At 42.3% G+C, this 16,227-nt stretch carries 14 protein-coding genes; 7 read left to right on the forward strand and 7 right to left on the reverse strand.

Annotated features, from left to right (window positions below; genetic code table 11):
* Positions 1 to 77: 77 nt before the first annotated feature.
* The 7 genes from ABJF11_RS20355 to ABJF11_RS20385 all read right to left on the reverse strand — a co-directional run bounded on the left by ABJF11_RS20355 (position 78) and on the right by ABJF11_RS20385 (position 5,860).
* Complete coding sequence (locus tag ABJF11_RS20355) at positions 78 to 935, reverse strand: fumarylacetoacetate hydrolase family protein (protein WP_348122124.1); 858 nt, start codon at positions 933 to 935, stop codon at positions 78 to 80.
* Entirely contained in the window at positions 932 to 1,870 is a 939-nt protein-coding gene (locus tag ABJF11_RS20360; RefSeq protein WP_348122125.1) for a C-terminal binding protein, read from the reverse strand. The genes ABJF11_RS20355 and ABJF11_RS20360 overlap by 4 nt, the downstream gene beginning before the upstream one ends.
* A gap of 63 nt (positions 1,871 to 1,933) precedes the next feature.
* Complete coding sequence (locus ABJF11_RS20365) at positions 1,934 to 2,674, reverse strand: acetoacetate decarboxylase family protein (protein WP_348122127.1); 741 nt, start codon at positions 2,672 to 2,674, stop codon at positions 1,934 to 1,936.
* Complete coding sequence (locus ABJF11_RS20370; protein WP_348122128.1) at positions 2,674 to 3,426, reverse strand: hypothetical protein; 753 nt, start codon at positions 3,424 to 3,426, stop codon at positions 2,674 to 2,676. The genes ABJF11_RS20365 and ABJF11_RS20370 overlap by 1 nt, the downstream gene beginning before the upstream one ends.
* Positions 3,427 to 3,447: 21 nt before the next feature.
* Positions 3,448 to 4,221, reverse strand: coding sequence for an SDR family oxidoreductase (locus tag ABJF11_RS20375; protein ID WP_348122129.1), 774 nt, complete (start codon positions 4,219 to 4,221; stop codon positions 3,448 to 3,450).
* A 20-nt stretch (positions 4,222 to 4,241) separates the two neighbouring features.
* Positions 4,242 to 5,045, reverse strand: coding sequence for a hypothetical protein (locus ABJF11_RS20380; protein WP_348122130.1), 804 nt, complete (start codon positions 5,043 to 5,045; stop codon positions 4,242 to 4,244).
* Complete coding sequence (locus ABJF11_RS20385) at positions 5,042 to 5,860, reverse strand: SDR family oxidoreductase (protein ID WP_348122132.1); 819 nt, start codon at positions 5,858 to 5,860, stop codon at positions 5,042 to 5,044. The genes ABJF11_RS20380 and ABJF11_RS20385 overlap by 4 nt, the downstream gene beginning before the upstream one ends.
* 441 nt (positions 5,861 to 6,301) lie before the next feature.
* Between ABJF11_RS20385 and ABJF11_RS20390 the strand changes: the two genes are divergently transcribed.
* The 7 genes from ABJF11_RS20390 (at position 6,302) to ABJF11_RS20420 (ending at position 16,226) form a co-directional block, all read left to right on the forward strand.
* Positions 6,302 to 7,327 carry a GntR family transcriptional regulator gene (locus tag ABJF11_RS20390; protein ID WP_348122133.1) on the forward strand — a complete coding sequence of 342 codons (1,026 nt, stop codon included), beginning with the start codon at positions 6,302 to 6,304 and terminating at the stop codon, positions 7,325 to 7,327.
* Positions 7,328 to 7,383: 56 nt separating this feature from the next.
* Positions 7,384 to 8,256, forward strand: coding sequence for an AraC family transcriptional regulator (locus ABJF11_RS20395; protein ID WP_348122134.1), 873 nt, complete (start codon positions 7,384 to 7,386; stop codon positions 8,254 to 8,256).
* A gap of 93 nt (positions 8,257 to 8,349) precedes the next feature.
* Complete coding sequence (locus ABJF11_RS20400; RefSeq protein WP_348122135.1) at positions 8,350 to 8,580, forward strand: hypothetical protein; 231 nt, start codon at positions 8,350 to 8,352, stop codon at positions 8,578 to 8,580.
* Complete coding sequence (locus ABJF11_RS20405) at positions 8,564 to 11,020, forward strand: alpha-L-rhamnosidase C-terminal domain-containing protein (protein WP_348122136.1); 2,457 nt, start codon at positions 8,564 to 8,566, stop codon at positions 11,018 to 11,020. Before ABJF11_RS20400 ends, ABJF11_RS20405 begins: the two co-directional genes overlap by 17 nt.
* Before the next feature lie 17 nt (positions 11,021 to 11,037).
* Positions 11,038 to 13,413: a glycoside hydrolase family 2 TIM barrel-domain containing protein gene (locus ABJF11_RS20410; protein ID WP_348122137.1), complete on the forward strand. Its 2,376-nt coding sequence runs from the start codon at positions 11,038 to 11,040 to the stop codon at positions 13,411 to 13,413.
* Complete coding sequence (locus ABJF11_RS20415) at positions 13,401 to 15,173, forward strand: hypothetical protein (protein WP_348122138.1); 1,773 nt, start codon at positions 13,401 to 13,403, stop codon at positions 15,171 to 15,173. Before ABJF11_RS20410 ends, ABJF11_RS20415 begins: the two co-directional genes overlap by 13 nt.
* Positions 15,174 to 15,197: 24 nt before the next feature.
* Positions 15,198 to 16,226: an L-rhamnose/proton symporter RhaT gene (locus tag ABJF11_RS20420; RefSeq protein WP_348122140.1), complete on the forward strand. Its 1,029-nt coding sequence runs from the start codon at positions 15,198 to 15,200 to the stop codon at positions 16,224 to 16,226.
* Position 16,227: the final 1 nt, after the last annotated feature.

The raw sequence follows: 16,227 nt of genomic DNA on the forward strand, positions 1-16,227 counted from the left end.
GACGCCTTGAGAATATTACACCAAGAATTGATTCGCTCTGGCCGAAACGGGCAGTAACCACCTGAACTCCTCAAATACTATTTTTTGTAAGACTTCACTTTTTGAGTCGAAGTACCCAAGCCATCGATACCTAATTCAACTACATCGCCATCTTTGAGGTATGTTGGTGGATTGAGACCCATACCTACACCGAATGGTGTGCCTGTAGAAATAATATCTCCAGGTAATAAAGTCATATACTGACTGATATAACTAATCAAATGAGGCACATCAAAAATCAAATCTGATGTATCACTATCCTGCTGTATCTCACCGTTTACCTTGAGCCAAAGTCTCAAATTTCCTGGATCTGAGATTTCTTCTCGAGTAGCAATAAATGGACCTATCGGAGCAAATGTATCAGCACTTTTTCCCTTTACCCATTGACCACTTCTCTCCAATTGAAATGCTCTTTCACTCACATCATTATGCAATACATACCCCGCGATATGATTCATAGCATTTTCTTTATCTACATAGCTAGCCTTTTTGCCAATAACTATGGCTAACTCTACTTCCCAATCGGTCTTTTCGCTTCCTTTTGGAATAATAATATCGTCGTTTGGACCTACAATGGCTGATGTCGCTTTGAAAAACAATACCGGTTCGGCAGGGATTTCCATTCCGCTCTCAGCGGCATGTTTAGCATAGTTCAACCCTACACATACGATCTTAGATGGACGAGCTAGAGGTGCCCCTAGTCGAACAGATTCGTCCACCTTAGGCAACGTATCCGCTTTTGTTGCAATCTTAGACGCCAAGTCGGCCAAAGTATCGCCAGCAAAAAATGCTTCATCATATTCGTTTACCAATCTACTGACATCAAGTCTAGTACCGTCACTCAGCTGTACCCCTGGCTTCTCATTACCTTCAGCTCCAAATCTTATCAATTTCATACTACTTCCTTAATTCTGGTTAATAAATCCACTGCTTTCTCCGCAGCCAATGTTTGCAATTCTGTGATGCTGCTACCGCTATGCCATGCTGTATGGCTGGTGACTATCATATTTTTAGCTTTCAGTAACGGATGATCTTTTGATAACGGCTCTTCTTCTACCACGTCTAATGCTGCGCTAGCAATAACTCCATTATTCAAAGCGTCAATCATATCATTTGTATTTACAAGTCCTCCTCGACTAGTATTGACAACAATACTGGTAGGTTTCATTTTGGCTAAAACCTCTTTGTTAATGATATGATGCGTGGGCGGTATCAACGGGCAGTGCAAACTCACTATATCGGCCCTTTCCCAAATTTCTTCTAGTGCGACGGGCTCTACATTCAATTCGGCAAACTGCTCTGGGCTCAGGCCTGGATCATAGGCAATAACAGACATACCAAAGGCCTGTGCTCGGCTGGCCACTCGCTGAGAAATTCTTCCTAATCCTATCAAGGCCAAAGTCGATTGACGAAGAGGTGGCAAGGTCTGTGGAGAAGTAATCACCCACGTGCCTTTGTTTATTCTGTCCCAAGTGGATATAATCTGTCTTTGTGCTGCAAGCATTAGTGCTACAGTGTGATCGGCCACTTCGTTGAGGCAGTAGTCTGGCACGTTAGCAACAGGAATTCCCTTACTCTTGGCAGCCTCTAAATCGATATTGTCCAATCCAATACCATACCTTACGATACCTTTACATTGAGTCATGGCAGCAATAGCTGCGGCCTTTACGGGTGCCCACTGAGCAATGACAATATCTGCATCTTTGACAAGATCTATGACATGATCTTCAGTCTTACACTGTGCATCCACTACTGTATGACCAGCAGTTTCTATGATATTTCTTTCAACATCTATATTCGGAAAATTCCAATCCGTAATCACTATTTTCATTGTTTCTAAAATTTTGCTTTTGTTAACCTAATTCAGTTGAATTTCCTCAATTGCTGATCCTATTTATTTCAAATAATCGTGCACTATTTCACCTTCAACCAAAGTGAATTCACCTTTCCAAAAGCAGGCATTGCCTTCTTCAATTACTGGTAGCTTATAGATTGGTGCCTGCATATTGGGTCTAAGCGCCACGGAACATGGATCTATCCAGCTTTCAGCAATTTCCACATTTTCCAAATTTCGTGAAGTGATTTGCCTAATTGCAGTTTCTCCATTTATATGGTTAATAACTTTGTAATTGAGATTGACTGAAAAGTCGAACGTCATCTCTTTGAATTGTTGGATAGAACCTCGGTTTTGCTTGTAAGCCATATTGCCGTTTACTACCTCAATACCATTTCGCTCCAGCGAACCAATGATCAAGTCTCCGTTGAAATCTACTTTGGGGTTACCCCACTTTTTGGGTTGACCATGTACTTCTCTGCCTTGAGAAATACCACCATCGCTATTCAAAAACAGGAACGGTGAATAGCCACCAACCGCTTTACCAGGTAGCTCAGCATCTAGCATAACATTACATTCCTGATACTGCCCAAGATAGTCCGTGTCATTCATATTGTATATATGAATGAGCACCCAATCGCTTCTCAGTTTTAGTGGCTCAGGTAAAAACTTTTCAGCAGCCTTTCGATCTGTTTTGTACGAGAGTGTGAGTACCTCCACGTCGCGAAACGAAAATGGGAAAGGAGCGGCCAAAGGCGCTCCAATCGGCGTAGACCAATGATTATTTCCTTGATTACTCATTATTCTTTATCCTTGAGTCGAGGAGCATGAGCTGGTGCTTCCTTACCTACTCGTTCATAATATTCAGCTGGTATTTTCTTTGGGTCCTTATATACCAGCCATTTGCATGGTGCTTCAGAATCATCATTATGCTCCGTGACACGCATGGGATGTCCATAGTTTTCGATAGAAAGAATCTCGTTTACCATTGTGCAATGTCCACAGTAGTAGCTTACATTCTTTTTGCCCCAGGTCCAAGGATGTTCTTTTTTGGAATTGCCATAAACTTCTGGGTTGTCTACTTCACCACGATCTACTCGCTGACGGGCTACTCCTCCGCTACCACAAGAATCCAGAACAAGAGTATATTTCTCTTTATCCTCAACTACTTCAATCTCTCCCTGACGATCAGGACCCATCAAATGTCCACGCAATCCTTCGATTGTCAATTGCAACTGAGTTTCCACATCTTGTGCCATTACTTTATCATATCGAGCTTTGTAATAACTTCCTAAGATTCCTCTAAATGCCTTTTCCACCTCATCTTCACCAAAATTGTCTGCGATATAGGTAAAAAAAGACCATGCCCAATTAGTAAACATATCGTGGACTACTTCCCATTCTAGACGAGCATATTCTGTAATTCGCTTTGCTTCCTCGAGATCTCCTTTTTGCATGGCCTCATAAGCCAATGTTAAAGTTGCTTTCCCTACTTCTGAAGGTGGGTCTTGTCTAAGGTCTCGATTGATGATATCTGATTTTGATAATTTCATAGGTATCTGTTTTTGAATTAATTAGCTATTGAGCATGAAGCCGCCACAAACATTGATGTCTTGACCTGTGATAAAACTCCCTTTTTCGGAAGCTAGAAATACAATCAAATTAGACACATCTTCCGCTTTTCCTAACCTACCAAGAGGTGTCTGAGCTGCCCAAACATCCGCCAATTCTTTTGAATTTTTACCAGTAATAGGGGCTAACTCGGGATAAAGATCATCCCACATGGATGTCATGATTGGGCCTGGACTTACCGTATTCACCCTTATTCCTTTAGCTCCATACGCCAATGCCATGGATTCTGAAAAATTGCTTACACCAGCTTTAGCGGCTGCGTAGTGTGCTGACACTGCTCTGCCCTTTCTTCCCGCATTAGAACCAAGGTTGATAATTGTTCCTCCGTGATCCATCAGTTCGGCAGCGCCTACAGCTACTTGAAACAATGCCCGAACATCAATCTCGAACACTTCATCCCATTCTTCAATCGTGATTTCGTTCAGTTTATTGAAATGACAAACACCCGCAGAGTTTATTACTATATCTATCCTTCCGGCCAATTTTTTAGCTTTGGCTGCTACATTCTTTGCTCCTTGTGCGTCACGTAAATCTTGAACGATCGCATGATGTTCTCCGCCAATAGTAGGCAAATCAGACAATACTGCTTTCAATTTTCCTTCATTTCGCTCTACTCCAACAATTACGCATCCTTGTGATGCCAATTGCATGGCTGTAGCTTTTCCAAATCCACTCGCAACGCCCGTAATCAGCGCCACCTTATTATTAAATTCCATTTCCTTCCTTCTTCTAATTTTTATGCACCTACTGTTAAATTTGGGTGCTTCTTCTGTATGTCACCATCATATAAGGGCAAGATCATATCTACTTCCCTTTCCATCTTTGCGAAAAGCCTATAGTGTTCTTCTATTGACTCGCTCAACCCCAATGGAATTTTATCTTCAAAATTTCTATACTTAAATATTGCATCTGTCAATCCCACCAAACCATCTTTGGTCTGTACTTTGAATAACATGGACGAGCGATGATGCCCTCCACAAAACCATGAAGAGATACCTGGCAAAAACTCGGTTTCCTTATCTGGTAACAGCTTGATTCTTGAAGCAGCCTCTTGTTTTACCAAATAACTAATGACATGATCGGGAAATAGAATATTTCTCGGTAATTGTGGTATTTCTGGATCCGGAGCATGGAAGTCCATCCAACCCTTATGAGATACCCAAATGTTAGCATTCGGAAATTGATCCAAGCCTCCCGTTGCATATGAGGTAATTGGCGTAATAATCACGTCGTCGATTTCTTCAGGTTTGACTTGATGATGTTCGAGTGCATTCACTATCCAATTTTCTTCGTTTATTATTGGCTGATGCCCATGTTCATTCATAGCCTCATAGGCCCAATTGGTCCATAATGCGTCTAGATCCGAATAATCTTTAGGAAAGCCCGTATTTAGTAATACTTTACGATCCTCACTTTCGATCAAAAAAGACCAAAAAGTGAGCATCTCCCAACCATATAATTTGGTCATCCAATAAACTTCTGCGGCAGGAACATTAGCCTCCCCCATCTTAAGGGCTGTTATTTTATAGTTGTTTATCATAATTGTGCATTCCAACCACCATCTACAAAAATTGTAGATCCAGTAGTGTACTCAGCTTCTTTACTAGCTAGGAACAAAACCGCTGATTCTAAGTCCTTGCGTTTACCTAGCCGACTAATAGAAAGCTTAGATTCAATCCATGGTTTTACGGATTTTTCATCTCGCGATTCTTCGTCATTGATGTCAGTATGAATCCAACCTGGTGCTATACTATTGACTGTAATCTCGTGTTCTCCAAGTTCTATAGCCATTCCCATTGAGAGTAGATTTAGACCTGCCTTTGATACGCAATAATGTGTTTGCTTGGCATTTGACCTATAGGCGCCAACACTAGTAGTAAAAATTATTCTTCCCCCAATACCTTGTTTAATCATTTGCTTGGCAGCAAGCTGCGTTGCTCTAAAAGGACCATTCAGATTCACGTCCATATGTCTATTCCAATTATCTCCAGTTATATCCATGAAATTTGTAAACTTGCAGATTCCTCCATTGCTTATCATGATGTCTATCCCTCCGAGAATCTCTATCGCTTTTTCGACCATTTTTTCTGTCTGCAATGGATCTGCAATGTCAGATTCTATCTGGTGTAGGCTAGAATTTGATTCAGTAGACAATCGATCACATTCAAATATCGCCCTTTCAGAGTCCTTATAATGACTAAACACAATGGTACAGCCTTGTTTGGCCAACGCCTCTGCATAGCTCAATCCAATGCCTCTGGATCCTCCCGTGATCAATACCCTCTTGCCTTTTAATTCGAACATATATTTTATAATCGTCTTAATTCCATTCGATTTGATTAGCTGATTGAACATTAACTCAGCTTCATTTTGTGAATTTCATCAATTGTTAATTTTATGCTGTCCTGCCCTATACTGCTCTTGTGTACTTCCACCATAATAACTGGTAAATACGATTCCATTCAGCTAATAATTGATCTCTTCATTCAAAATATGATAAGAATGTTTCTGATAATGAAACTGAAGTCAAAAAAGCAATTCAGGCCTATTGTAAAGGTTTTTTTGCTGTGAATACCCGTCTTTCATTGTGTTGTTTTAAAACTATCAAATAATCATTTTGTATAAATTATTAATCATTTTGACTATTCCGAATGCTTTTAAAATTGGCAATGTTTGTAATGTGGGAAAAGGCAGACAATAAACTGCTAAACCGCAAACACTAGAATTGAAGGGTTTTCATAGCCCCGAAAAAAGTATTGGTGACTAAATAAATTTTCAACTTTAAAGTGAACTGTCATGAAACACGATTTTATTCAATTAGACATTTGTGATGATTCCAACATACCTAAGTACAAACAAATTATCGACAGCATTCTTTGGAGTATCAAAGTGGGAAAGTTGAATTCTGGAGATAAATTGCCTTCTATCAATCAACTAAGTTTCGATTATTATCTATCAAGAGATACAGTTGAAAAAGCTTATCGATACTTATGCAAAGAGCAAATCATACAATCAATAAAGAGAAAAGGTTATTACATCCTTGACAGTGCTTCTACTGAAATAAAAATCTTATTGCTCGTCCCCGACTTCAGCGCAGAGAAAAAAACAATTTACAATGAGATGATTCACAAATTAAGTGATCAAGCTACGGTAGACTATTGTGATTATTCTCTATTCAAAAAAATAATTAAAGGTGGGGTAGATGGCTATCATTACTATGTGATTATGCCAGGCTTCGAGAGTAATGATCAAGTAGAACTGAATGAACTTTTGCACAAAATCAATTCTGAGAAACTCATTTTGCTTGACACAAAACTGGATCAACTCGCTAATTGCAAAGGAGGCACATACTATGATTTCAAAGAAGATATTTACAATGCATTAGAAGAAGCAAGTACACTACTTCGCAAGTATGAAAAATTGATTTTAATCTTTCCAGAGAATAAAGCCCAAACTTATCCTGATGATATATTAGCCGGCTTCAAAAGGTTTTGTGGATTCAATAAATTCAAATATGAGATCTACCAAGACGCTACAAGCATTGATCAAAAGAATTACAATAAATCTGCATTTATTGTTCTTGAAGAAACCGACTTGGTGACTATTATAAAAAATATTCAACTATCAAAAATGAAGTTGGCACAAGACACTGGAATATTGTCATATAATGATACTGCTCTCAAAGAAGTCCTTGCGGAAGGTATTTCGGTAATGACCGCAGATTTTGCTAAGATGGGACAGGTAGCTGCAGACATGATATTAGGCCAAGTTTCAGGAATGATAAAAAATGATTTTCATTTTATGTCCAGAGCATCCCTTTAATGGGCCTATACAGTCATTTTGTATAAACATGTAACCTTAATTGGTTATACTTGAAAATGGAAAACTATTGGAAGTACTTTTCTGGTGATAATGAAAACTGGGGCATAAAGCTAATTACCTGTGGCTATGAACAAATTAATCGCAACGCTGAATACCCAGTAAAAGCACACCCTGATTCTCATTTATTTTCTTGGGAAGAAGGGCGAACTTTACCTGATTACTATATTATCTACATTCCAACAGGTGGCGGGATATTTGAATCTGAAACTGGTCAAACAGAGGTCAAACCTGGTGATGCAATTATTATAAATAAGGAGGAGTGGCATAGGTACAAACCACACAAAAATCTCGGATGGGAAGAATATTGGTTGGGATTCAAAGGTGAGTACATAGAAAGCTATGTCCTTAAGGATCTGTTTCCAAACAATATCACCCATATCAAAGCGATGGGCTACCAAACGGATATAATAGCGCTATTCAATCATGTTTTAAGGCTCGTTGGAACTCCCACCAAACTGATGGAAAAAGTACTTTTTGGATCTCTCATCCAGCTCATCAGCCACTTTACCATAGAAGACAGAGTCAAAATCAATACCAATAGGCACGAATATATTGTGCAATCTAGTATAGATTATATAAGACAAAATATTACAAATCAGATTGACTATAAAAAAATGAGTGAGCGGTTTAATCTGAGTTACAGCCAATTCAGACTTACTTTCAAAAAAGCTACAGGCACTTCATTGAATCAATTTTTGATCGCTGAGAGAATCGGTCTCGCACGTAGGTTATTACACAACACAGATATGGAAATCGGGGAAGTGGCTAACAGAGTTGGGATTAATTCAGTTTTCTATTTTTCCAAATTGTACAAACAAAAAACTGGAAAATCACCCTCACATGACCGGCGAAATCAAATGACTGTATGATGAAAAAACATGCTAAACAAGATTGTATTATACCATTCAATTACTGAGTAAGCCATCTATACCAAACCACGAATTAACCAAAACTTAACACCAATGAAAGGTGCAAAATATGACAAAAAATCAAAGCAGGAAATTATACTAAAATTCCTTTCGCATGAGGTTCGAAAACCGATTGCCAATATTATTGGAATTACTCGTTTTCTAACCAAGAAGAATTTCAAAAATGTAGACAATCAAAAGTGGCAAACCAAACTGGACCTTTCATTGTCAGAATTGGACCGCGCTTTGAGCGAATTAGAAAATATTTATGATAACAAAAAATAACACGATCAAGACAAAATCATTGAAATTAAAGCATGCCTTTTGTGCCGTTTTCTTTCTGTTGTTCTCTTCTTACCTACATGGGCAAGAATCACAGGTAGCCATCAACCATCAAGGCAAAGACTTCAACATGCTGAAGCACGCATGGAATGCCCAATGGATCACGCACCCGACAGCCTCTACTATGGGGTATGGCGTATTCAATTTTCGAAGATCTTTCAATTTAGAAGAGAATCCTGAGTCATTTGTGGTTCACCTTTCCGCAGACAACAGATACCAACTATATGTAAATGGGACATTTGTAGGCCGAGGACCCGCCATTGGAGATATCTCTCACTGGCGCTATGAAACCTATGATTTGGCTGACTACTTGCAAAAGGGCAATAACTCCATCGCAGTTGAAGTGATCAATTTCGGAGAATTTAGACATGCAAAGCAGCAGACTTTCCAAACCGCCTTCATATTGCAAGGAGACAAAAGCAATCCAATATTAATCGACACAGCCAAAGACAGTGAGTGGAAAGTAACAAAGAACGCTGCTTATCAGACCATACCGTTCGTGAGTGATTCTGTAGGCGGCTACTATGCTGCTGGCCCAGGAGATCAGGTAGATGGTCGCTTATATCCATGGGGGTGGCAAGAACCTGCCTTCGATGATAGCCAGTGGGAGAAGCCCAGATTGGCGATGGTAGAATTTGCCGTAGGTAGAGGGTTTTTGTTTGGAAGTACATGGTACTTAGTCCCAAGACAAATACCGTTTTTGACTCAGACAGAAACTAGATTTAAAAAAGTAGCTCAGACGGATGGCGTCACCATACCTTCATCGTTTGTGACTGGCCAATCTCCTATCACCGTCCCGGCCAATTCTACTGCCACGATATTGCTGGATCATGAAAACCACACCATAGGCTATCCAAAACTCACGGTAAGCCAAGGGAAAAATACCACCATCAAGGTCACCTATGCCGAAGCTTTATTCTACAAATCTTCTCATGAGTTTAGCGCACATGGCGGTTGGAAAAAGGGCCCAAGAAACAGTTTGGAGAATCAAGAAATCAGAGGATACTACGACATTTTCCAAGCCGATGGAGGAGAAAAACGCATTTTTCAGCCACAAGCCATGCGTACCTTTAGATACGTGTCTCTAGATATCACTACCGGCGACGAACCGCTCGTCATCGAAGACTATCACAACATCTACGTGACGTATCCTTTCGAAGAAAAGGCGACCTTCAAATCTGACGACCCAGCACTCAACGCCATTTGGGATGCGGCCTGGCTTACGCTAAAAAATTCATCCACGGATCAATTTGAAGACCCGTACTATGAGCAACTGCAGTACATCGGAGACACCCGAATAGAATCGTTGGTATCCATCTTTGTATCGGGCGACGACCGCTTGATGCGCAAAGCCATACGGCAGTTTGATGACTCTCGCATGCCCAACGGACTCACACAGAGCCGTTACCCTTCCTATATCAATCAAGTGATTCCTACTTACTCCCTCCTATGGATCGGGATGATACACGACTACATGAGCTACAGAAATGACCCTGAGTTTGTCCGTCAATTCTTGCCAGGCATCAAAAGCGTTTTGGGTTGGTTCGAAAATAAGGTGGACAGAACCGGCATGCTTGCCAACCTTGAATGGTGGAACTTTACAGACTGGAGCGCCGGCTTCCAAAACGGCATCCCAGTAGGTGCTGATGATGGGCACTCTGCCAATGTGAGTTTGCAATACGTATTAGCACTTCAGAAATCAGCGGCCATTTTTAACGAATTAGGCCTGGAAGCACAAGCGAAAATGTATGGAGACCAAGCGTCAGCCATGATAAATGCTACCATGCAAAATTGCTATGACGAAGAGAGAAAACTAATCGCTGAGCGCCCAGAAAAGGATGTGTTTTCTCAGCACACAAATATATTCGCCATCTTGACGGATGCTGTGGCGGCCACTGATCAGCCCGCCCTTCTTGAGCGGCTATTGGCCGAAAAGGATTTGATTCAGAGCACGATCTATTTCAGATTTTATCTGACTCGCGCCATGCAAAAAGCCCAAGCAGCTGACCTATATACCGAAAGCCTCCAACCCTGGAAGGACATGCTAGACAGAGGCATGACTACATTTGGAGAAACAGATGTTGACCCAAGATCAGAATGCCATGGCTGGAGTGCCAGCCCTTGTTTCGATTTCATCCACACGGTAGCCGGCATTCAATCGACAGCACCCGGATTTCAAAAGGTACGCATAGCACCAAGCTTCGGTCACCTAACCAAAATTGAGGCTGCGTTTCCTCATCCCAATGGAACATTAGCGGTAAGCTTTTCAAAAAACAAAAAAGGTAAAGTAAAAGGAACCATCACGTTGCCTGCTGGCATCACTGGAGATTTCGAGTGGGGCGACCAGACCATAACATTAAAATCAGGAGTAAATAATCTATAGAATTTGTGAAAGAGGATATGAAGAAGTTAATACTATCAATTGCAATAATCATTTCTACCCAAGTACTGTCTGCGCAAGTCACGAACGTGATCTCGTTGAATGGCAAGGTGCCATTTGAGCAGACTGAAACGGCCTTTCCTCCAAGTGCCTTCACTCGGACCATCCCTGTGCCGGGTCTTATCGATCTGGCAGAGCCAAAGATCGACCAGTACAAGGCCTATTTCTCAGGCACGCACAAGCCACGGTACAACTGGTACCAATTCACATTTAAAGTACCAAAATCGAAGAAGAACAAAATAGCCATTCTTACAGCGCTCAAGAGTAGATTCAATACCCAAGTCATCTTAAATGACATCGACCTGGGCACCTACATGCAAAATAACACACCCATCGATGTGGATCTGAGCGATCACCTCATCTATGGCAAAACCAATACACTTCTACTCAGACTCGGAGAGCGGGCTTGGATGCCAAAAGCTGCAGCCACTGGTTTCGACAGAGAAAAATACACCGACATTCCTGGCATCTGGGATGACATAAAAATCACTTTTGGAGGACCTATCAGGGTGCACCGAGCGCTGGCACTTCCAGACCTCGCTGGTAGGCAGGCTACCGTCAAAGTTCTACTCGAAAACTACGCCAAGGTATTGGAGAGAAACACAGAATACAGTGCCATTGAATACACGCTGAAAGCACACATTCGTGAGAAAGAAAGTGGTCAGATCGTGACAGAGATTAAAACAATCAACGACAAGATCCAATGCCAGATAGAACAACAAGAAAAAGAGTTGGTATTTGATTTCAATCAAAAAATCAATCCTTGGTCACCGGCAGACCCCTTTCTATACGAGGCGGTAGTGGAAGTTTCCGCGGATCGAAAATTCTTCGATGACTTTGGCAATTCAGAAAACCTCAAACCTGCCAACGACCAATCTTGGATTGGCCCTTCCGACTCACAAGCCGTCACCTTTGGCATGAGAGATTTCAAATCTGTAGAAAAATCATTTGAGCTCAATGGCGAAGAAATCGCACTCTTCGGCTCTACGCTTACGCTCAATAGGTTTTTTGAAGACCGAGACAGAGGAAATCTGCCTTGGGATAAGCAATGGGTAGAAAAAATGATGATCGAAATACCCAAAGCGATGGGCTGGAATTTCTTCCGTGTCAGCATCGGGTTGTTGCCTGAGTTTTGGTATGACCTGGCAGATAAGCACGGTATTTTGATACAGAACGAGTACAACATGTGGAACCTCAGAGGCAGACCAGAGCAGTATGCCATAGAGTATGCGGACTGGATCTGGCAAGATGGCAACCATCCCAGCGTGGTGATCTGGGATGCCCTCAACGAGCAAAAGCAAGAATACATCGGACGAGAACTGATCCCACAGCTCCGACTGATCGACCCAACCCGCCTTTGGGATTTGGGCTTTATGAAAGCCGAGGCTGGCAGCAGACTCGATGTCTTTGAGTATCACTGGTATCCGCTAGCGCATGGCTGGTGGGTAGGAGATGACTTCATTGAGCGAACGCGAGATGCCTTTCGTTTTGGAAAACTCAATGACAAAGTAGCCGGTCTAGAGCAAATGAAACTGGCCAATGCGCCAGTGATCGTCAACGAGTTTGCATGGTTGTGGCAAAACCGAGACGGCTTGACATCTGGTGTAAGAACCTACGGAAATTTCACTGAAAATGATCGTACACCCTACAAAGTAGATTACGAATACTACGAGCCAGACGGCAGTCAACTTTACGAAAGCAATAGAGATGTTTATGAATATTATGTAGGCAAAGAAGCTACTGCCGAAGAACGTTGGGCGTTTCAAGCGTACCTGCAGGCGATCGAAACTGAAATGATCCGCTCCACTAGAGAAGCCGATGGCGTAGCGTCCTTTGCTTACCTGACCAACAACAATGGTCACACCGGCGACTGGTTTATCCATGATATCAAAGACTTGATTCCTTCTCAAGCCTTGCTATCACAATATCATGCGACTCGGCCATTTGCGGCATTCTTGGACATAGAAGATGCTAGATATGTGAAGTCACCTACTATTCAAAAAGCAGGAAGTACATTCAATTTCAACATCATGGTAGTCAATGACACGGCTGTAGCCAAATCGGGGACTGTTGGCTACCAACTGCTGGATGACAAGGGCACTGTGATAACCGAAGGAGAACAAAAAGTATTTGTACAACCATTTTGGCAAACATTGGTGCCAGTGACCATGGCCTTACCAGAAAAAGCTGGGGGATACCTAGTGAAAACAGAGATAGATGACCCCGCCAGCAAACGAATGAAGCAGGCAAGTCTGAGATACATCCAAATCGGATCAGTAGACGAGCCAGCCTTCTATAACTACGAGTATCAAAAACCTGAAGGATGGCCCGAATGATAAACAAACCCTTCATAAGAAAGATTAGAAAGTGGAAAATGCTGGGTCTGATGGGGCTCCTACCTTGTCTGCCAGTCTGTGGCCAAGTGCAGCATTCGACCATCAGAAATCCGCAACTCGAAGAAACGCTAACACCCTTCAGATTACCACTCCCTGACTCTGATAAGGTTACTTATCTAAAAAAAGGAAAAAGCCCTCAGGGCATCAAAGTAGAATTACCCAATGGCATGCGTGCGCTCTGGCTCGACGATGATGACGACATGCAGATAGGTGACCTAGAAGGGGATCTGGACAATGACTGTCTTTTGGTCGACTTGAACAACGATGGCAAGTATGGTGATGAGGGTGACCTGATTGTCGACTATATAGATGAAGACGGCGACGGAAAGGCCGACTATCAAGTCATTATAGAGAATGACAAAAAAGACTATACTGGCAAGTGGAAATCGCATTACATGTGGTTTGTGGACAATGACAAAGACGGCATATTTGGCTATATGAATTGGGACACCTTTCGGTACGAAGGCTGGGACCATAGTGGTAGAGCTAATTTCTTCGCCGACTACCACGGACAAAGCACTATGCTCAAAGTGCACATCTCTTCCTGGAATATTGACGATTTGAGTTTCAATTGGGAAAACCCATTCTTGTTTTACGACCAAGACAATGACGGACTCACAGAAATGGCCATACGTGTGGTCGATGAGCCAACAGCCATCGACCAATCAGAGGACCTCGTGACCTGGGCTTTCAGCCAAAAGGCATCTTTGGTTCAAATGGCATTTGACCTGGACAATGACAATAGCGCCGGCAATGAATTGGATTTTGACATGAGTTTGAAATTTAGTGGCAATGGCTTTGACTATTCTGATCAGACCCAACCCATCAAAGCACACAACATTGCTAAGAAATCTGACAAGTACTTCGCTGATCCTAGATGGAGACATCTAAATGGCTTAGTATATGTTGATCACGACAAGGCCTACGACATGACATTTTCCAGAGGAGAATGGAATGCATGCTGGCTCGTATTCGACGAAGACGATGATTGTCACCGTTGGGAGAGAGTAGAATTTTATGAGCCAAAGAACCCTTTTGTTATTGGTTCAGGCCAAGGTGGACTGGATCACAATCCTCAAGCCGATGCAGCTGGGGACAGAGGCGAATGGGATCTGGATTTTTCCGGCAAGGGCAAACTGTACATTTCTCCTATGGATGGAAAAATACATTTACTAGGGGCCGAAACTGGCTACTGGCGAATCGACCAAAATACGCTGAGCTATCAGGGATGGCAAGGATGGCGCGGCCCAAACATCCAGCCCGAAGATACGGATCAATTTGAACCTACTCAGTTCGCAACTGTGAGATATCGAGATACGGACAACAATGGCTTCTTCGACGAAATGAGTTTTGACATGAATGGTGACCAAGCATATGAGCAATCCATTTCGCTGATTAGCCTCGGAATATCAGATAGTACAAAAGTTATCGAAACTGCCACCATGGATTATGAAGACTATACGGCACTCTTCGCCAAGGTCGCTGCCAACCAAATGAGCCACGCCAAAAAAATGATAGCATTAGCTGAAAAAGAATCACTAAATACAGAATGGTACAATCATTACAAACAGCCAAGGAGCACTCGAGAGCAATATCACAATGGCTTTTGGCTTTCTTACTATATATTTCAGGATTTGATCCGAAAAAATTCCAAAGATGAAGATCAACTGGCATTAATTCAAAAGGACTATTTGTATTAAACAGCATTAAAAACACAGCCGCATATGGGAGCAATTTTAGGAGTTATATTTCATGCCATCGGAGGTTTCGGGGCAGGTAGTTTTTATATCCCTTTCAAGCAAGTCAAATCGTGGAGTTGGGAAAGCTCCTGGTTCATTTTGGGACTATCGGCCTGGCTAGTGGTACCACTAGTTACCGCTTGGTTTACCATTCCTGACCTTTGGCAAGTCTTGACAACGGCAGACGCCTCTGTCAGAGGATGGACCTATTTTTTTGGGTTGCTCTGGGGCATTGGGGGGTTGACTTTTGGACTCTCTATGCGCTATCTGGGTGTATCACTAGGCATGACCATCGCGCTGGGGCTTTGTACTGCATTCGGCACTTTGATCCCGCCTATTTTCAAAGGCACTTTCACTGAATTACTGCAAACGAATTCAGGTATCATTACCCTTTCGGGTATTCTGATTTGTTTGATCGGCATTGCCGTAGTAGGCTATGCTGGCGCACAAAAAGAAAAAGAAACTAAGTCAGTTACCGACGACGAATTCAATCTCTCCAAAGGATTGATAGTCGCCACGCTCTCTGGTCTACTTAGTGCTTGCTTTGCCTTCGGACTAGAAGCTGGGTCGCCCATCGCAGATCTTGCCTTTTCCAAAGGAGCCAGCGACCTTTTCAAAAACAATGCGGTGTTGGTATGGATCCTTTGGGGTGGCATGACCACCAATGGCATCTACTGCCTCTATCTGAATCGTAAGAACCAAACAGCCGGTGATTACAACAATGCCAATACACCACTTTCCAAAAACTATCTGTGGGCCGCGCTCGGTGGACTCACCTGGTATTTGCAGTTTTTCTTTTATGGAATGGGCACGACCTTTTTAGGTGAAAACTTGGAGTTTGCTAGCTGGTCGATACACATGGCGTTCATTATTTTCTTTAGCAATCTGTGGGGCATCCTATACAAAGAATGGGTAGGGGCTTCGCGCAAAACGATGTGGGTTTTGGCCCTCGGTCTAACGATCGTCATGGTTTCCATTCTCATGATCGGACTAGCCAATACCATCACCCACTAGC

This window comes from Reichenbachiella sp. (assembly GCF_039941815.1).
In the GTDB taxonomy this organism is placed as follows: domain Bacteria; phylum Bacteroidota; class Bacteroidia; order Cytophagales; family Cyclobacteriaceae; genus Reichenbachiella.